Annotated in this window: 17 protein-coding genes and 1 pseudogene; 11 read left to right on the top strand and 7 right to left on the bottom strand. The window is 63.2% G+C overall.

The genetic code is table 11. The annotated features are described in order from the left end of the window. Positions 1 to 119 precede the first annotated feature (119 nt). The 4 genes from X750_RS1000000163625 to X750_RS157410 all read left to right on the top strand — a co-directional run bounded on the left by X750_RS1000000163625 (position 120) and on the right by X750_RS157410 (position 3,244). Positions 120 to 1,001: an alpha/beta hydrolase gene (locus X750_RS1000000163625; RefSeq protein WP_023746934.1), complete on the top strand. Its 882-nt coding sequence runs from the start codon at positions 120 to 122 to the stop codon at positions 999 to 1,001. Next, positions 998 to 1,447 carry a MarR family transcriptional regulator gene (locus X750_RS157400; RefSeq protein WP_023690845.1) on the top strand — a complete coding sequence of 150 codons (450 nt, stop codon included), beginning with the start codon at positions 998 to 1,000 and terminating at the stop codon, positions 1,445 to 1,447. Before X750_RS1000000163625 ends, X750_RS157400 begins: the two co-directional genes overlap by 4 nt. A gap of 98 nt (positions 1,448 to 1,545) precedes the next feature. Beyond that, the gene (locus X750_RS157405) at positions 1,546 to 2,559 is read left to right on the top strand and encodes a ribonuclease (RefSeq protein WP_023746933.1); all 1,014 of its coding nucleotides are present in this window, start codon (positions 1,546 to 1,548) and stop codon (positions 2,557 to 2,559) included. Between the two features lie 70 nt (positions 2,560 to 2,629). Then, positions 2,630 to 3,244 carry a hypothetical protein gene (locus X750_RS157410; protein ID WP_031194875.1) on the top strand — a complete coding sequence of 205 codons (615 nt, stop codon included), beginning with the start codon at positions 2,630 to 2,632 and terminating at the stop codon, positions 3,242 to 3,244. A 5-nt stretch (positions 3,245 to 3,249) separates the two neighbouring features. On the opposite strand, the gene X750_RS157415 is transcribed toward X750_RS157410, so the two are convergent. Beyond that, positions 3,250 to 4,536 carry a GGDEF domain-containing protein gene (locus X750_RS157415; protein ID WP_023746932.1) on the bottom strand — a complete coding sequence of 429 codons (1,287 nt, stop codon included), beginning with the start codon at positions 4,534 to 4,536 and terminating at the stop codon, positions 3,250 to 3,252. A 235-nt stretch (positions 4,537 to 4,771) separates the two neighbouring features. On the opposite strand from X750_RS157415, the gene ettA reads away from it, so the two are divergent. From ettA to X750_RS01000000162700, 3 genes and pseudogenes are all read left to right on the top strand, one after another. Beyond that, positions 4,772 to 6,421, top strand: coding sequence for an energy-dependent translational throttle protein EttA (gene ettA, locus X750_RS157420; protein WP_023725379.1), 1,650 nt, complete (start codon positions 4,772 to 4,774; stop codon positions 6,419 to 6,421). 49 nt (positions 6,422 to 6,470) lie between these two features. After that, a complete protein-coding gene (gene tam, locus X750_RS157425; protein WP_023746931.1) occupies positions 6,471 to 7,241 on the top strand; it encodes a trans-aconitate 2-methyltransferase in 771 nt (256 codons plus the stop codon). Positions 7,242 to 7,372: 131 nt separating this feature from the next. After that, positions 7,373 to 8,592 (top strand): annotated as a pseudogene (locus tag X750_RS01000000162700) (ketoacyl-ACP synthase III). Here X750_RS01000000162700 and X750_RS1000000164185 read toward each other — a convergent pair. Further along, positions 8,593 to 8,739, bottom strand: coding sequence for a hypothetical protein (locus X750_RS1000000164185; protein WP_245271810.1), 147 nt, complete (start codon positions 8,737 to 8,739; stop codon positions 8,593 to 8,595). Between the two features lie 72 nt (positions 8,740 to 8,811). Here X750_RS1000000164185 and X750_RS157430 point away from each other — a divergent pair, with 72 nt between their 5' ends. Beyond that, complete coding sequence (locus X750_RS157430; protein WP_023746929.1) at positions 8,812 to 9,429, top strand: MOSC domain-containing protein; 618 nt, start codon at positions 8,812 to 8,814, stop codon at positions 9,427 to 9,429. Between the two features lie 59 nt (positions 9,430 to 9,488). On the opposite strand, the gene X750_RS157435 is transcribed toward X750_RS157430, so the two are convergent. Beyond that, complete coding sequence (locus X750_RS157435) at positions 9,489 to 10,331, bottom strand: SDR family oxidoreductase (protein ID WP_023690853.1); 843 nt, start codon at positions 10,329 to 10,331, stop codon at positions 9,489 to 9,491. Between the two features lie 145 nt (positions 10,332 to 10,476). Next, positions 10,477 to 11,439: a D-amino acid aminotransferase gene (locus tag X750_RS157440; protein WP_023746928.1), complete on the bottom strand. Its 963-nt coding sequence runs from the start codon at positions 11,437 to 11,439 to the stop codon at positions 10,477 to 10,479. 152 nt (positions 11,440 to 11,591) lie between these two features. Here X750_RS157440 and X750_RS157445 point away from each other — a divergent pair, with 152 nt between their 5' ends. Next, positions 11,592 to 12,098, top strand: a complete 507-nt coding sequence (locus X750_RS157445) for a hypothetical protein (RefSeq protein WP_023682159.1) — start codon at positions 11,592 to 11,594, stop codon at positions 12,096 to 12,098. Positions 12,099 to 12,104: 6 nt separating this feature from the next. Here X750_RS157445 and X750_RS157450 read toward each other — a convergent pair whose 3' ends face one another. Both X750_RS157450 and tsaA read right to left on the bottom strand, forming a co-directional pair. Then, the gene (locus tag X750_RS157450; protein ID WP_023668245.1) at positions 12,105 to 12,419 is read right to left on the bottom strand and encodes a DUF2293 domain-containing protein; all 315 of its coding nucleotides are present in this window, start codon (positions 12,417 to 12,419) and stop codon (positions 12,105 to 12,107) included. Beyond that, positions 12,416 to 12,922 (bottom strand): tRNA (N6-threonylcarbamoyladenosine(37)-N6)-methyltransferase TrmO, encoded by a 507-nt coding sequence (tsaA, locus tag X750_RS157455; RefSeq protein WP_023690854.1) that lies wholly within the window; start codon positions 12,920 to 12,922, stop codon positions 12,416 to 12,418. The genes X750_RS157450 and tsaA overlap by 4 nt, the downstream gene beginning before the upstream one ends. Positions 12,923 to 13,089: 167 nt before the next feature. Here tsaA and X750_RS157460 point away from each other — a divergent pair, with 167 nt between their 5' ends. Both X750_RS157460 and metF read left to right on the top strand, forming a co-directional pair. Next, entirely contained in the window at positions 13,090 to 14,112 is a 1,023-nt protein-coding gene (locus tag X750_RS157460) for a metalloregulator ArsR/SmtB family transcription factor (protein WP_023690855.1), read from the top strand. After that, positions 14,112 to 15,029, top strand: a complete 918-nt coding sequence (gene metF / locus X750_RS157465) for a methylenetetrahydrofolate reductase [NAD(P)H] (protein ID WP_023746927.1) — start codon at positions 14,112 to 14,114, stop codon at positions 15,027 to 15,029. The genes X750_RS157460 and metF overlap by 1 nt, the downstream gene beginning before the upstream one ends. A gap of 393 nt (positions 15,030 to 15,422) precedes the next feature. Here metF and X750_RS157470 read toward each other — a convergent pair whose 3' ends face one another. Then, complete coding sequence (locus X750_RS157470; RefSeq protein ID WP_023746926.1) at positions 15,423 to 16,337, bottom strand: DMT family transporter; 915 nt, start codon at positions 16,335 to 16,337, stop codon at positions 15,423 to 15,425. Positions 16,338 to 16,544 lie beyond the last annotated feature (207 nt).

Raw genomic sequence — 16,544 nt, 5'->3', positions numbered from 1 at the left:
GGCGACTGTTGAGCGACGCGGGACCGACGTCAAGGGGAGGTCGAAATCAGCCGGGGCAACTATTGACAGCTTGCTGTCAATTTGGCTATATGACAGCATACTGTCAATTGGATCGGAGCATGACCATGAAAACCGTTTCGCGCCGCGCGTTTCTGCTGGCGAGCCTTTCATCCGCAATGCTCCTGCCCGGCATTGCTTCCAGCCAAACCAGGGAGATGACCATGAAGACCATTGCCGGCCCGCAGGGCCAGCTTGCCGGCTACCACATCAAATCCGGCGACGGCCTGCCGATCCTGTTCGCGCATGGTGATTGCAGCCGCGCCACACAGTGGAACCGGGTGATGCAGCTCACCGCAGGTGGCCGTGAGGCGGTCGCCTTCGATTTTCGCGGCCATGGCGCATCGGCGCCTGCAACTGATGCCGACTACGGCTATGACGGCCGTGCCGACGATATTGGTGCGATGGCCGATGCGTTCGGCCTGAAGCGGTTTGTCCTCGTTGCACATAGCGGCGGCAGTGGGGCCGCGCTCGCCTATGCCGCCGGCCATGCCGACCGTGTTGCCGGCATCCTGCTGGTCGATCCGGCGACCGATCCGCGCGCCCTGCCCAAAGAGATTCGCGACGGGTTCGTGCGCGATCTGGTGGGGCCAAACGGCGGCGGTGTCCTGAGCGCTTATTACACCTCGATCGCCGGCTCCAATGAAGATGTCCGCAAACAGGTCCTCGCCGATGCGGCGGTGGTCGATCCGGCGGCTCGGGCAGGCGTCGGCAAGGCGCTGGCGGAATGGAATCCCGAACCGACGCTCGATGCCTATCACGGGCCGATCTTCGTGCTGGCCACGGAGGCCAATGACAATGCGGCGGCCCTGTTTCGGCTGCGCAGCGGAATTGGCCACAGAACCGTCGCCGGTTCCGGCCACTGGGTGATGCTTGACAAGCCGGAGGCGGTGGCTGAAGCCGTCAACACTTTCGTTTCCACCATCGAGGCCGGCCAGAAATGACAAGCAGGACCGAAGCCGGAGATGTGCTCACCGAACTGGTGCTTGCCGTGTTCCGGCTGAATGGCGGGTTTCTCGACGCGGCCGACCGGCTGGCCGAGCCTGCCGGGTTGACGGCGGCGCGCTGGCAGGTTCTGGGCGCGGTGCTGAAGGAGCCGAAATCGGTGGCCGACATTGCCCGCGACATGGGGCTTGCCCGCCAGAGCGTGCAGCGCCTTGCCGACATTCTGGCCGCCGAAGGGCTTGCCGCCTATGCGGACAACCCGGCGCACCGCCGCGCGAAGCTCCTGGCGATGACCGATGCCGGCCGGGCCGCGATCCGGGATATCGGCACGCGCCAGCATGTCTGGGCCAACCGCATCAGCGAGGGCATCGAGGCTCGCGCGCTCGAGACAGCGCTTGATCTGCTGCGTATGTTGACGAAGCGGGTCGAGGAGGGCGGGGTCTGATCGACCGAGCGATTGTTTTTTGCGGCGGACGAAAGAAATCGTAATTCTGACATGTCACACGTTTCTAGCTTGCGCTATGAAACGCTAGGAGTGCTGGAATGCGGATATCGGCGATATGGGGTGCGGTGTTGGTGGCGCTGGCCGGTGTCGGCCTAGCGCGTGCCGATGTGAAGATGAGCGGCTCCTTCGTGGCCGATGCCGCCTGTCCAGCAACGCAGGCGATCAAGAGCGGCAAGAACCCCGGCAATATCGCGACAACGGCTGGACAGAGCTACGATCTCCTGGCCGGCAACAAGGATGCGCCGACGCATTACCTCATCCGCGTGCCGGGCGCCGATCCTGAGCGCCGTTGGGTCAAGATCAGCTGCGGCCATGTCTCAGGCGGCAGCGCGTCGACTGAGCCGGCCGCGCCCGCCGATCAGGGCAAGCCTGCGGCGCCGGCTTCAGGAAAACCCGAATATGTTTTCGCGCTGAGCTGGCAGCCGGCCTTCTGCGAAACCAAGTCGAGCAAGCCCGAATGCCAGGCGCAGACGGCGGGCGGCTTCGACGCGTCGCATTTCACGTTGCATGGGCTCTGGCCGCAGCCGAATGGCAATTTCTATTGCCAGGTGCCGGCGAGCGACAAGGCCAATGACAATCCGGCCCATTGGGCAGACCTGCCGCCGGTCAACCTCGATGCCAATACGCGCGCCGAGCTCGACCAGGTTATGCCGGGCACCGCCTCCAAGCTCGAACGGCATGAATGGATCAAGCACGGCACCTGCTACGGCAAGAGCCAGCAGGAGTATTTTGCCGAGGCGCTGAACCTGATGCGGGCGGTGAATGCCTCGCCGGTGCGCGAGCTCTTCACCAGGAATGTCGGCAAGCAGCTGACTTCGGACCAGATCCGCAGCGCCTTCGACAGCGCCTTCGGCGCCGGGTCGGGCGCGCGGGTGCGTGTCTCCTGCCTGGTCGATCCGTCGAGCGGCAGGCGGCTGATCGGCGAGCTGACGCTCGGCCTGACCGGCCCGATCGGCCCCGACAGTTCGCTGAGCACTCTCATGCTCGCCTCGGCGCCGACGACCAAGGCGGGCTGTCCTAAGGGCTCGGTCGATGCGGCCGGGTTCCAGTAGGATATCCGTCTGTCGCTTGGCAGTGACGCGGTGATATGGTCTGGATGTGTTTCATTCGGCGGGGGTGGCGATGAGTGGCATGACATCAGGCGCGCTGGCGCGGCTGGCTTTCTGGGCCAGGGGGATGACCGCCATTAAAGACGGCCGCATGGAATGGCCGGGCTTTTCCTATACCGATGCCGAGTGGGCGCGCATGCGCGTGCTTGCCGCGCCGATCGGGGCAAGCCGCTACCAGCTGTTCACTTGGGTCAATGCCGCGATCTTCATCGCCATTGCCGCGCTCGGCATCGTCTGTGTCTTCCTGCCGCTGGCGACACTTTTGTTTCCGGTGCCGGCCGACACCAGCGCGCTCAAATTCTCGGCTCTGCTGGCGGCGTGTGCCTTCCTCATAATCGGGCTCGGCTTGCCGATCTCCATGCGCCTGTCGAGCGCGTTGGCCATCTCTCGGGAGATGCGCGCCGGTCTTGTCGGCGAAGCCGGTGACGAAGCGCTGGCAGCAAAAGTGTCTTGGCAGATCAACCGCATCATGCTGGTCATGTGCGGCCTGCTGGTGCCCGGCATTCTGTTGTTCATCGCTTATGACATCGATGCCAGTCCGATCATCACCGTGCTGAAATGGCTGGCCATCGCGCTGATAGCCGTTTCAGTTGCGGTCGGCGCGTTGCAGCAGCGCAAGCGGAGCTGACAGCCTTATCCGCTGACGCCACGCGTGGGCAATGTCCACGCAGTTAGGTCTTCGGCATCGTCATGCGCTTCGCCGACGACGCGGTCACGCCCGGTGGACTTGGCCCTGTAGAGACGCTCGTCGGCAAGGGCGAAGAGATCGGCAAGCGAGCCTACGGTCTCATCGACAGTGGCGATGCCGGCGCTGACGCTGATGTCGAACCGGTTTACGCACGCTTTGACGGCCTGGCGGAGGTTTTCTCCGAGCAACCTGGCGACCGCATGCGGCTGCGAGCAAAGGATGGCGAACTCCTCGCCGCCGATCCTGAAAACCTGATCGTGTGCGCCGGCCGCCTGGGTCAGCACCTGGGCGATCGATCTCAGCACCCTGTCGCCCTCGGCATGGCCGAAGCGATCGTTGATCGACTTGAAATGGTCGACGTCGACGATCAGCAGGCTGAGCGGTTGGGCCGTGCGCAGGCTGACGGCAACCAGACGTTCGCCGTCGCTGTCAAAGCGTCCCCTGTGCAACAGGCCGGTGAGGCCGTCGCGGCCGACATGTTCGACCAGGGCTTCGTAGCGCTCGCGATAGGTCAAGGTGTTGAAGACGTCGGACAGCCCGCGCGGTGCCACGACCTGACGCGTTTCGAACCATCTGAGGTAGGCGACAAGCATGGCGCTGTAGGCAAAAGCGGCACCCATCTTCGCGAACCAGCCGCCGAAGAAGACCGCGATCGGTGCGCCGGCGACGAAATGCAGGGCGGTGAAAAATCCGGCCTGGTCGAAGGTGAGCACGCAGGCGACGCAAATCAGGATGCGGGAGAACGGCGCCTTGCGCAGATAACGCCCGAGCTTTTCGTAAAGCAGGATGATCAGGATGGCGTCGATGAAGAGCAGCGTCGTGCCCCATACCATCAACCAGCCCATCTGGTCGATGAAGCCGATATCGGGAAGCTTGCCGTCGGAAAGAGCTGAAATATCGTGCAGGCGCAGGATCAGGACCAGCCCGATCATCAAGGCGTTGCCGAGCAGCAGGCCATAGATCGGCTGGCGCACCGTGGCCGCATCTTCCTTCATGTAGAGCAGAAGCAGCATCACCAGCTTGCCGGAAAACAGCACCGCCGAGCCTGGCGAGACCATGCCGAAGGGCAGGGCGACATAGAAGACGCTGGCGAGATAGGTTTCGAGGAAATGCATGGCGCCCAGCGCGCAGACGAAGACGCCGAGGCCGATGCGATCCCTGAAGCGGAACAGCGTGACCATGACGCTGAAGTAGACGACCGCTTCGGCAAGGAGCAGGAAACTGTTCAGCACTACCTTCGGTCCGATCTTTACTTTCGATCGCGACAGGCCAGCGATCGATCCTGTTTTGACGCTGAAGGGTTAACCGGGGATTTCAACGCTCCCCACAACCGGCGGAAAACATAACGTGCGGTGTACACCCGGCTTGAAATGGCAAAAGCGATTGCCGTTCGGCCCGGCATCGCCTACATAGCGGCCAACCTCCATTCAATCCGACATTTTCGGTCAATCATCAAGGAAAGCGCGCGTGGCACGCCAGTTCATCTATCACATGGCCGGCCTCAACAAGGCCTATGGCACCAAGAAGGTGCTTGAGAATGTCCATCTCTCCTTCTATCCCGACGCCAAGATCGGCATCCTCGGCCCCAACGGCTCGGGCAAGTCGACGATCCTCAAGATCATGGCCGGGCTCGACAAGGAGTGGAACGGCGAAGCTTGGCTCGCCGAAGGCGCCACCGTCGGCTATCTCGCGCAGGAGCCGGCGCTCGATGCCAACAAGACGGTGTTCGAGAACATCATGGAAGGTGTCGCCGCCAAGACCGCCATCATCGAGCGCTACAACGAATTGATGATGAACTACTCCGACGAGACGGCCGATGAGTCCGCCAAGCTCCAGGACGAGATGGACCGGCTCAATTTGTGGGATCTCGAACAGCAGGTCGAGATGGCGATGGAAGCGCTGGGCTGCCCGCCCAAGGATTCCGAAGTCACCAAGCTTTCGGGCGGTGAGCGCCGCCGCGTCGCGCTCTGCCAGCTGCTGCTGCGTCAGCCCGACCTCTTGCTGCTCGACGAACCGACCAACCATCTCGACGCCGAAACCACGGCGTGGCTCGAAAAGCATCTGCGCGCCTATCCGGGCGCCGTGATGATCATCACCCACGATCGCTACTTCCTCGACAATGTCACGGGATGGATCCTCGAGCTCGATCGCGGCCGCGGCATTCCCTATGAGGGCAACTACACCAAATACCTCGAAGCCAAGGCCAAGCGCCTCAAGCAGGAAGGCCGCGAGGACGACGCCCGCCAGCGTGCTATCGGTCGCGAACGCGAGTGGATCCAGTCCAGCCCGAAAGCTCGCCAGACCAAGTCCAAGGCGCGTATCCAGGCGTTCCAGGAGCTGCTGGATGCAGCCGACAAGCGGCGTCCGAGCGATACGCAGATCGTCATTCCGCATGGCGAGCGGCTCGGCAACGTGGTGATCGAGGCGGAAGGCTTGTCGAAGGGCTTTGGCGACACGCTGTTGATCGAAGGCCTGGAATTCAAGCTGCCGCCAGGCGGCATCGTCGGCGTCATCGGCCCGAACGGCGCCGGCAAGACGACGCTGTTCCGCATGATCACCGGCCAGGAAACGCCGGATGCCGGCTCTGTCCGCATCGGCGAAACGGTGAAGCTCGGCTATGTCGATCAGAGCCGCGATGCGCTCGATCCGTCAAAGACCGTCTGGGAAGAAATCTCGGGCGGCGCCGAAGTGGTCAAGCTCGGCAAGTTCGAAGCCAACACGCGCGCCTATTGCGCGTCGTTCAACTTCCGTGGCGGCGACCAGCAGCAGAAGGTCGGCAACCTCTCCGGCGGCCAGCGCAACCGCGTGCATCTGGCAAAAATGCTGAAGACCGGCGGCAATGTGCTGCTGCTCGACGAACCGACCAACGATCTCGACACCGAAACGCTGGCGGCGCTCGAAGACGCGCTGGAAAACTTTGGCGGCTGCGCCGTCATCATCTCGCACGATCGTATGTTCCTCGACCGTCTGGCCACCCACATCCTGGCCTTTGAAGGTGACAGTCATGTCGAATGGTTCGAGGGCAATTTCGAGGATTATGAGCAGGACAAGATCCGCCGGCTCGGCCCCGAAGCCGTCAACCCGCACAGGATGACCTACAAGAGGCTGACGCGGTAAGGGAGCAACCGGGGCGGCGAATTTCTCAACTGATACGAGGAAAGCTTGAATGACCGACTGGTCAGCCGCCCAATATCTGAAATTCGAGGATGAGCGCACGCGGCCCGCGCGCGATCTTGTTGCGCAGGTGCCGGTGGATTTCCCGCGCCGGGTGGTCGACATCGGCTGCGGCCCGGGCAACTCGACCGAGCTGCTGGTCGAGCGCTGGCCGGATGCTGAGGTCATCGGTTTCGATACCTCTCCCGACATGATCGAAAAGGCGAGGGCGCGCCTGCCCAGCGTCAATTTCGACCTCGCCGATGCCTCGACATGGCGGCCTGCCGAGCCGGTCAACGTCATCTTCGCCAATGCGGTGTTCCAATGGCTGCCCACCCACCCGGTAGTGTTCCAGCGGCTGATGGGCTTTCTCGCGCCGGGCGGTGCGCTCGCCGTCCAGATGCCCGACAATCTGCTTGAGCCGTCGCATCGGCTGATGCGCGAGACGGCCGCCGAAATGCCGTTCGCCGCCAAGATGGCAGGTGCTGCGCGCGGACCGCTGCCGGCGGTGTCGTTCTATTATGATCTCTTGTCGCCGCTCTCCATCCGGGTGGATATCTGGCATACGGCCTACAATCAGCCGCTGACCGACGCCGAGGTGATCGTCGAATGGGTGAAGTCGACGGGGCTGAAGCCGTTTCTCGATCCGCTCGACGCCGGCGAGCGCAAGATATTCCTCGACAATTACACGGCCAAAATTGCCAAGGCCTATCCGAAGACCGCAAACGGCAAGGTGCTGCTGCGCTTCCCGCGTATCTTCATCGTCGCCAAGCGGGCCGGCTAGCACTCCCGATGACATCCCGCCACAGCCTAGGGTTTAAGCCGGCGTAAACCGGTGGGGTGAGAAAAGTGTTGTGTCGCGCCCCCTCGTCGTTCACATGAGAACGACAACGCCTGCGCATGGACGGACTGGATATGCATCGCGTCATCATCAGCGGCATTGGCGTTGAAATCCCTGAAGCCAAGATCACCAATGAAGAACTGGTCGCCAGCTTCAATGCCTGGGTCGACACCGAGAATGCGCGCCGGCAAGGCACGGATGAGACGCTGCTGCAGAAATCCGACAGCGCCTTCATCGTCCATGCCTCGGGCGTCCAGACCCGCCATGTGATCGAGCGCGAAGGCATTCTCGATCCGACCCGCATGGCGCCGCGCATTCCGGCGCGGCCCGATGACGCGCTGTCGCTGCAGGCCGAGTTTGGCGTGGCCGCGGCCCGGAAGGCGCTCGACTATGCCGGCCTGAAGCCGTCCGACATTGACCTGGTGATCTGCTCGGCCTCGCACCAGCAGCGGCCTTATCCGGCGATCGCCATCGAAATGCAGGAGGCGCTGGGCACCAAGGGCGCCGGCTTCGACATGGGGCTTGGTTGTTCATCGGCCGCGGCCGCCTTGCACATTGCGGCCAATCTGGTGCGGGCGGGTGGGCACAAACGCGTGCTAGATCGGAAGAGCACACGTCTGANGGTTGTTCATCGGCCGCGGCCGCCTTGCACATTGCGGCCAATCTGGTGCGGGCGGGTGGGCACAAACGCGTGCTGGTGGTCACGCCGGAGATCATCACCGGCCATCTCAATTTCCGCGACCGGCAGACGCATTTCATCTTCGGCGATGCTTCGGTGGCGATGGTGGTCGAGGGGCTGGCCAAGGGCGAGAAGCGGCCGGGGCGCTTCGAGGTGCTGGACACGCGCACCTGGACGCAGATGTCGAACAATATCCGCACCAATCTGGGCTATCACACCCGCACCGCCCAGGACGATCCTTACATGATTAACCTTGAGGGCAATCTGATCAAACAGGTCGGCAACAAGGTGTTCAAGGAAGTCACCGTCGCCGGCCACAAATTCATTGTCGAATTCCTCGCCGAGCACGGGCTGACGCCGCAAGCCATCAGGCGCTTCTGGCTGCATCAGGCCAATGCGCGCATGAACGCCATGATCCTGAAACTGGCCTTCGGCCACGAGGTCGACCACGACCGCGCGCCGATGGTGCTGGAGCGGCTCGGCAACACCGCCGGCGCTGGCGCCATCATCGCGCTGTCGGAAAACCACGCCGACATGAAGCCCGGCGATTTCGGCGTGCTGTGCGCCTTCGGCGCCGGCTATTCGATCGGCGGCGCGCTTTTGCGGATGCTGTAATCAGGCCGGCATGAACGGCACCAGCATCGGTACGCTGCGGGCATAATCGTCATAGGCGTCGCCGAGTTCGCCGCGCAGAAAGCGCTCCTCCAGCCTTGCCTTCATGACGATGCCGATTGACGCCATCAGCCGGTTTGATCGAATCATCATCGCTTTCGACTGGACCCGAGCCCACGGCTACGGCTATTTGCGACGTCATCCTGCAGAAGGAACGAAGCCATGCTGGACCTCTTCCCGGAGTCTGAGAAGCCGGTCGACATCATCCCCGCCAGGAAGCTGTCCGCCAAAGTGGCCGCTTTGTACGTCGCACCGTCGAATCACTTCCAGACGCGCCCGGTGGAAGCATTGCAGCTCGGTTTCGAAGGCATCGACGGCGACTTCCACGCCGGCGCCACCCGTCGTTCGGGCGGTCGCGAACCCTGGTATCCGCGCGGCACCGAAATCCGCAACGAGCGGCAGATATCAATCGTAGCAGCGGATGAACTCGCCGTCATTGCCGAGCGGATGGGGCTGGCCGAGATCAAGCCGGAATGGATCGGCGCCAATCTGCTGATCGAAGGCGTGCCGCATCTCTCGATGCTGCCGTCAGGCACGCTGCTGTTCTTTAGAGGTGGCGTGACGATCAAGGTCGATGCGCAGAACGGGCCTTGCCGGCTTGCTGGACGTTCGATCGCCGAAAACGCCGGGATGGCCGATCGGGAGGCCGGCGCGCTGGCCTTCCCGAAGGCGGCGAAACAGCTGCGCGGCCTCGTTGCCTGGGTCGAGAAACCGGGTCGTATGACAACAGGGGAAGAGATCTCGGTGCGCGTGCCCGAGCAGTGGATTTATCGATCCTAGTACCGGGCTAGGGCACGGGCTGCGCCGCCGGGGCGACGCAGCCGAATTTCAAGACGCGCTCAGGCCGCCTTGCGGTTCTTCTTAGCGCCCTGCGCCTCGACGGAAACGTGGTCCCACTTTTCCCAAAGCGCGATGCGGTTGGCGTATTCCTGCTTGATCATCGGCAGGCCGCCATCGCCGAAGAAGACGCGCAGCGGCGGCTCGGCCGCGTCGACGATTTCAAGCATCGCCGGTCCGGTGGCCTCGGGGTCGCCGGCGACCGAGTTGGCGCGGCGTTCCGCCATCTTGGCGCGGGCCGGCGCGTAAGCCTCGATTGCTTTGGAGACCTTGGCCGAGGCGCCGGACCAATCGGTGGAGAAGCCGCCCGGTTCGACAAGCGTCACATGGATGCCGAATTCGGCGACCTCGATGCTGAGCGACTGGCTGAAGGCTTCGAGCGCCCATTTCGAGGCATGGTAAAGGCCGAGCGAGGCAAAGGCGTTGACGCCGCCGATCGACGAGATCTGGATGATATGGCCGGAGCCCTGCGCCCGCATGATCGGCAAAGCCGCCTGGGTGACCCAGAGCGCGCCGAACACATTGGTTTCGATCTGGTCGCGGGCTTCCTGTTCGCTGACTTCCTCGATGGCGCCGAAATGGCCATAGCCGGCATTGTTGATGACGACGTCGAGCCGGCCAAAGCGCTTGTGCGCCTCGGCGATGGCCGCATCGACAGCCTTCTTGTCGGTGACGTCGAGCTTGATCGCGGCGACATTATCGCCGTATTTCGCGACGAGATCGGCGAGCGTGCCGGCATCGCGCGCGGTTGCGGCGACACGGTCGCCGCGAGCGAGTGCGGCCTCGGCCCAGACTCGGCCAAAGCCTTTCGACGATCCGGTGATGAACCAAACCTTGCTTGTCATGACGTGGAATCCTTGCCCATGCGCGCCGTGAACTGGGAAGCGGAGGCTTCTCCGCTTCCGCGATATACGGTGCGTCGAGCGATTTTCCAGAGGCGAGGGGGAATCTTTTTGGTCACGACATCGTGTGGAGCAGGACCTTCGCCGGTCAGGGATAGCGCACCGGGCTCGACCAGGCCGGGTCGTCATGCTTTTGCCAGTAGAGCGCCATCAAGCGCTTTGTGATCGCGCCTATCTTGCCGTCAGCGACAGCAGCGCCGTCGATCACTGTCACAGGCATGATGCCGCCGGCGGTGGAAGTGATGAAGACTTCGTCGGCAGCCTTCAGCGCGGCAACGCTGACGTCGACGGCCGTGGTGGGAAGCGCTGCTTCGGCGCAGAGGTCGAAGACGGTGCGCCTGGTGATGCCGGGCAGCACGCCGGCGGCTGGCGTCGACAGCCTGCCGTCCTTGACGCAGAACACGTTGAAGCCGGGGCCTTCGGCGACATTGCCGTTGAAGTCGAGAATCAATGCGGTTTCGGCCCCACGGTCATAAGCGTCGTAGAGGCCGCGCACGAGGTCGAGCCAGTGGTAGTTCTTGATCGCCGGATCGATCGAGACCGGCGGAATGCGCACCTTGTCGCTAATGGCGACATGCAGGCCGCGCCGCAACTGCTCGGCATTGGCGACCGAGCCGAAGGGAACTGCGAAGGCCATGAAGCGGTTGACCGCCTGGCGCGGATCGCGGCTGAAGGTCGGCGAGGCGCCGCGTGTGCACAGCATTTCGACATAGGCGGCGCGATGGCCTGACAGCGCCACGCAATTGTGCAGAATCTCGGCCACACCATCGCGGTCGGACGGGATCGTCATGCGCAGTTTTTGCAAGCCGGCGAAGAAGCGGTCGAGATGCAGGTCGAGTCGGAAGAAGCTCCCGTCCCAGACATGCACGGTGTCGTAGGTGGCGTCGGAATGCAGAAAGCCCCAATCCAGCACCGAGATCTTGGCCTGCGACATCGGCAGATACTGGCCGTCGAGGAAGGCGATGCCGTCGGGATAGGAATGCGGATCGATGTGGCGGTCGGACATGGAAGGCAATGGCACGATGCTACCCGCTGCTGAGCTTCGGTTCATGGCGATTGGTCCCTTCGGCTTGATACGGCAGAGTCAAGCTAATGGTCCCCTGCAGGCGGCATAGGGCCACCCAACCATCGCTGTTTGTCCTAGGTAGCACATTCGATATGCCCTATGGTCCGGCTTGAAAATATCCGGCCGGGAGGGGCAAAATGGGCAGATCTTTTCGGACCATCAGCTTTGCAATTTTCCTCGTCTTCGTCACTGGCCATGCCTTCGCGCAATGCGCTCGCGAGGGCGAGGCGCTGTGCCAGAACGGCCAGACCTATCGTTGCGAGAAGACGGGCAGCGAGCTGACGCCGATCTTTCAGAACGTGCCTTGCGTGGTCAACGCGGCGGGGCTCAACGGCGTCTGGACCGGCAGCGGTCATCAAAGTCCGGCCGGTGCTGCCGGCGCCGATTGGGCGATCGCAATGACAATCGGCGATGGCGCCGCGTCGATCGACTATCCGTCGCTCGGCTGCGGCGGATCGTTGACCCAGATTTCTCGCGACGACAGTTCGGCGGAATACCGGGAAAACATCAGCTACGGCCAGGACAAGTGCATCGACGGTGGCGGCATCACCGTCCGATTTTTCAAAGGGAACCTGTCCTGGACCTGGGTTGGCCAGGCCGACGGCCAGCCCTACAATGCGGTTGCCGTATTGAAGCGACGGTAGCTGAAGTTATTCCTCTTCGTCCTCTGCATCGAGCAGGCGCGTGGCGCGCCAACGGGTCAGCACCATGTTTGTTTGCTCGATGACGAAGAACCGCGCCGAGTCGCGGTCATAGCCCTCGGCCAGCAGCTTTTCATAGTCGGTATGGCCGTGCCTGATATGGGCGATCGTCGCCAGCCAGACCGCGATGCCCGGCGGCAGCGTCTTCATGTGCACGGCGCCGGCCTCGGTGCGGATTTTCTCCATATCGGCATAGGGCGCCAGGGGCAGCAGTGCGGTCAGCGCCTTGGCGATGGCGCGGCGGCGGCCGGTGGGCGCGCTCATTTTTCGTCACGCCCGGCAATGGTCGCCTCGGGAAAGGCGTCGGTCGAGGCGAAATAGGGCTTGATGTCGATCACCGGGGTGCCGTCGAGCACATCGATGGCGTCGATGGCGATGCGGCCGTGGTCGATGTCGACGGCGATCAGGCCGGCGATATGCAGCCCGACTGGGTTCGGCCGGGCAGGGGAGCGCAGCGAGAAAACGCCTTTCGGCTCAGCCGCATGGCGGGGTCTCTGGACAATCAGTGCCCGCGGCGCGTGATGCAGCCAGGACAGGATGACGATGTGGCTGGCCCGCTCCAGCGCAAGCAGGCCGTCGCGATAGGCAGGGTCGATGAGAACCGTGGCCGCCTGTCCGGCCTCGCGCGCCGCGCGCATGTTCTTTGGGCAGGTTTGCCTGGATGTCCATGGCGAGGCGATGCGGCCGATGAACACGATATGGCCATCCGCCGGCATGTCAGCCGGGTCAGTCTGCAGGAGCTTTTCGCCGTCGCGCTTCTCGAACATGGCTTTCGCCCTAGCACAAGTTTCCAGCCGATCGTCAGGGAAAAGCGGTTCTCTCAGGCGGGGATCATGTGTGCGGCATTTTCTTGTCAGGAAGCGACATAGGCCTTGCCATGTCGTCAAAGCTGACATAAACATATGTTTATATCTTTTTCAACGAGAACGCGCCGATGCATGTTTCGCTCGATACGATGGTTGATACGTTGAAGGCTGCGGCCGAATCGAGCCGGCTCCGCATCCTGGCGCTGCTGTCGCGCGGCGATCTCACCGTGTCCGACCTCACCGAGATCCTCAGCCAGTCGCAACCGCGGGTGTCGCGGCATTTGAAGCTGCTGCTGGAGGCCGGGTTGATCGGCCGCTACCAGGAGGGCTCGTGGGCCTTCTTCCGGCTGTCGGATACGGATTCCGCGCGCGACTTCGTCATGGGGCTGGTCTCGGGCATTCGCGGCGCCGATCCACAGGTCGAGCGCGATCTCGAGCGGTTGGCATCGGTCAAGCGCAAGCGCCAGGACCGTGCCGCCGAGTATTTCTCCGAGAACGCCGCCAGCTGGGATCACATCCGCTCGCTGCATGTGCCGGACCGCGCGGTGGAAGCCGCACTCCTCAAGCTGGTCGGGAAGCGGCCATTCCAGTCGATGCTAGACCTCGGCACCGGTACCGGGCGGCTGCTGGAGATATTTTCGCCGCTCTACCGGCGCGGTGTCGGCATCGACATGTCGCGCGAAATGCTGACGGTGGCGCGGGCCAATCTCGACAAGGCAGGCATCGCCAATGCCCAGGTCCGCCAAGGCGACATTTTCGCGCCGCCGGTCGAGCGCGACGCCTTCGACCTCGTCACCATCCATCAGGTGCTGCACTATCTGGACGATCCCGCCCGCGCCATCCGCGAGGCGGCAAGGCTGCTGCGCCCGTCGGGCCGGCTGGTGATCGTCGATTTCGCGCCGCATGCACTGGAATTCCTGCGCGACCAGCATGCGCATGTCAGGCTGGGCTTTTCCGACCGCCAGATCTCCGAATGGTTTGCCGATGCCGGGCTCGATCTCGAGGATGCCCAGGAATTCGAGCCGCGCGGCGGCAACGAAGCCAGGCTCACCGTCAAGCTGTGGCTCGGCCGCGACCGCCGCATGCTGATCGCCGAGCCTTCAAATGACACCCAACCCACCACAGCGTACCCTATGGGGGAAATCGCCTGATGAACCAGTTCCGCTTTTCCCGCCGTCCCGACATTGGCGACAAGGTCCGCGTCTCCTTCGAGTTCTTCCCGCCGAAGACCGACGAGATGGAAGCCAGGCTCTGGGACACCGTCACCAGGCTGGAGCCGCTGAAGCCGAGATTCGTCTCGGTGACCTATGGCGCCGGCGGCTCGACGCGGGAGCGCACGGCGCGCACGGTCAAGCGCATCCTGAACGAGACGGCGCTGACGCCGGCGGCGCACATGACCTGCGTCGACGCCGCCCGCCATGAGGTCGACGCCGTGGTCCGCGAATTCGCCGATATGGGCGTGAAGCGCTTCGTCGCCTTGCGTGGCGATCCGGCGGCGGGTGTCGGCACCGCCTACCGGCCGCATCCCGATGGCTATGCCAATGGCGCCGAACTTGTCGGAGCGCTGAAGGACGCCGGCGATTTCGACATCTCGGTCTCGGCCTATCCCGAAAAGCATCCGGAAAGCCCCGACTTCGCCACCGACTTCGACATGCTGAAGCGCAAGGCCGACAATGGCGCGACGCGGGCGATCACCCAGTTCTTCTTCGACAACGATCTCTACGAGCGTTATGTCGAGAAGGCGCGCCGTGCCGGCATCTACATCCCGATCGTGCCTGGCATCCTGCCGGTGCACAATTTCACCCAGGTCGCCAATTTCTCGGCACGCTGCGGCGCGCTGGTGCCGGCATGGCTGGCCGAGCGTTTCGAAGGGCTGCACAACGATCCGCAGACGCATGCGCTCGTGGCGTCTGCCGTGGCGGCCGAGCAGGTGCTCGATCTCGTCGAGCGCGGCGTCAGCGACTTCCATTTCTACACCATGAACCGGGCCGACCTGGTGTTTGCCATCTGCCATATGATCGGCATCCGCTCCCACGAAACAGGGGCAGCTGGATCCGCCGCCGCCTGAGCTTCATCGTGGTATGAAATCTGAAATGCAAAAGGCCGGGCGAAACACCCGGCCTTTCGAATTTGTGGGCTATTGCTGCTGTTTTCTTCCGCTCCGGCGGTTACGGAAGAACACCTATGATAAGGGCGCCAATGAAGGCAAATGCAGCACAGATCATCAATGCGTTGATTGGCCTCGTAAGTCCCATGTCATAGTCTCCTTCTTCAAGAGCTATGGGTGGGAGTCTAGGGGCATTTGTGCCACAGGCAAGCGGAAAATATGCTGCAATGCGACGCGATTGTGGAATTTGCGACCTGCCACCTGTCGTTAGGCATTGAAACTCTTCGGCAAAAGCCGCTGGCAGCCTGTGAATAAATTGTGACGCGGCCGTGGCGAAAGCGAGGCATGGCAGCGCTACCGTCTGAACAGCCGGCCATCGATCGTCACCAGGCCAAGCGCGATCAGTGCCATGCCGCAGAACTCGAACAGAGCGAGCCGCTCGCCGAGGAACAGGAGGCCGAGCAGGATGGCGCTGGCCGGGACGATGAGCGTGACCAGCGAGGCGTTGGTGGCGCCGGCCGAGGCGACGAGGTTGAAATAGAGGATGTAGGCGAAGGCGGTGGAGAGCAGCGCCAGCGCCAGCACCGCCGTCCAGACCGGCGGCGAGGCCGAGAACAGGCCGGCCGGGCCATAGGTGAGCAGCACCACCGGGATCATGATGATGGTCGACGCCGTCAATTGTCCGGTGGCGATGACCGGCGAGGGCACGCCCTTGAAGCGGCGGGCAATCATCAGCGCGACGGCGTAAGACAGCGAGGCGCCGATCAGCGCGAATTTCGCCCAGACCGGGCCGCCGAGCCCGGCCAGCAGGCCGGGGCCGATCATGACAGCGGTGCCGGCGATGCCGAGCCCGATGCCGGCAAGCTTGTTCCAGGAGAGCTTTTCGTCCGCTGTCAGCGCGTTGGCGAGGATCAGCGTCCAGAACGGCGTCGTCGCATTGAGCACCGAGGCGACGCCGGCGCCAAGCGCGGTCTGGCCGGCAAAGATAAGCGAGAACGGGACGACATTGTTGGCGAGCGCCAAAAGGAAAAACAGGCCGGCATGCGGGAACGCGAGGCGGAAGGACGGACCGCGAATGCCGAGATAGAGCTGCAGTGCAATGGCCGCAATGGCAACGCGAAACAGCACCAGCACCAGCGGGTGCATTTCGGCAACGGCGATGCGGGCAAAGAAGAACGAGCCGCCCCAGATGGCGCCGAGCAGCAGAAGCTGTCCCCAATCTTTTGCCGTCATCGGCCCGCGCTGCACGGCTGTCGTGGCTATTGCCATCGTGAACGTCCTCCCCCGCGGCATCAATGCCAGCCACTCAGGCAGAAGGCATATCGGGTCCGGCGACAAGAGCCACCCGAAACCTGATTGCTGGCAACAGTGCTGCCAGAAGGGTGCGCCGCTGGGTCAGTGCCCGCCAGACACAGAATTGTTTTCTTTGGCCGCCAGCTTGGATTAATTGTGCGCAGCCGAGAAGTCAGGGGATTC

It is taken from the genome of Mesorhizobium sp. LNJC391B00 (assembly GCF_000502535.1).
Lineage (GTDB): Bacteria > Pseudomonadota > Alphaproteobacteria > Rhizobiales > Rhizobiaceae > Mesorhizobium.
Note: the sequence above shows the minus strand (reverse complement) of the source record. Positions and strands in the feature narration are given on the sequence as shown.

What these genes read in the sequence shown, in the direction of transcription:
- X750_RS1000000163625 (WP_023746934.1), top strand. Translation starts at nt 120, where the DNA reads ATGACCATGAAAACCGTTTCGCGCCGCGCGTTTCTGCTGGCGAGCCTT.
- X750_RS157400 (WP_023690845.1), top strand. Translation starts at nt 998, where the DNA reads ATGACAAGCAGGACCGAAGCCGGAGATGTGCTCACCGAACTGGTGCTT.
- X750_RS157405 (WP_023746933.1), top strand. Translation starts at nt 1,546, where the DNA reads ATGCGGATATCGGCGATATGGGGTGCGGTGTTGGTGGCGCTGGCCGGT.
- X750_RS157410 (WP_031194875.1), top strand. Translation starts at nt 2,630, where the DNA reads ATGAGTGGCATGACATCAGGCGCGCTGGCGCGGCTGGCTTTCTGGGCC.
- tam (WP_023746931.1), top strand. Translation starts at nt 6,471, where the DNA reads ATGACCGACTGGTCAGCCGCCCAATATCTGAAATTCGAGGATGAGCGC.
- X750_RS1000000164185 (WP_245271810.1), bottom strand. Translation starts at nt 8,739, where the DNA reads ATGATTCGATCAAACCGGCTGATGGCGTCAATCGGCATCGTCATGAAG.
- X750_RS157430 (WP_023746929.1), top strand. Translation starts at nt 8,812, where the DNA reads ATGCTGGACCTCTTCCCGGAGTCTGAGAAGCCGGTCGACATCATCCCC.
- X750_RS157435 (WP_023690853.1), bottom strand. Translation starts at nt 10,331, where the DNA reads ATGACAAGCAAGGTTTGGTTCATCACCGGATCGTCGAAAGGCTTTGGC.
- X750_RS157440 (WP_023746928.1), bottom strand. Translation starts at nt 11,439, where the DNA reads ATGAACCGAAGCTCAGCAGCGGGTAGCATCGTGCCATTGCCTTCCATG.
- X750_RS157445 (WP_023682159.1), top strand. Translation starts at nt 11,592, where the DNA reads ATGGGCAGATCTTTTCGGACCATCAGCTTTGCAATTTTCCTCGTCTTC.
- X750_RS157450 (WP_023668245.1), bottom strand. Translation starts at nt 12,419, where the DNA reads ATGAGCGCGCCCACCGGCCGCCGCCGCGCCATCGCCAAGGCGCTGACC.
- tsaA (WP_023690854.1), bottom strand. Translation starts at nt 12,922, where the DNA reads ATGTTCGAGAAGCGCGACGGCGAAAAGCTCCTGCAGACTGACCCGGCT.
- X750_RS157460 (WP_023690855.1), top strand. Translation starts at nt 13,090, where the DNA reads ATGCATGTTTCGCTCGATACGATGGTTGATACGTTGAAGGCTGCGGCC.
- metF (WP_023746927.1), top strand. Translation starts at nt 14,112, where the DNA reads ATGAACCAGTTCCGCTTTTCCCGCCGTCCCGACATTGGCGACAAGGTC.
- X750_RS157470 (WP_023746926.1), bottom strand. Translation starts at nt 16,337, where the DNA reads ATGGCAATAGCCACGACAGCCGTGCAGCGCGGGCCGATGACGGCAAAA.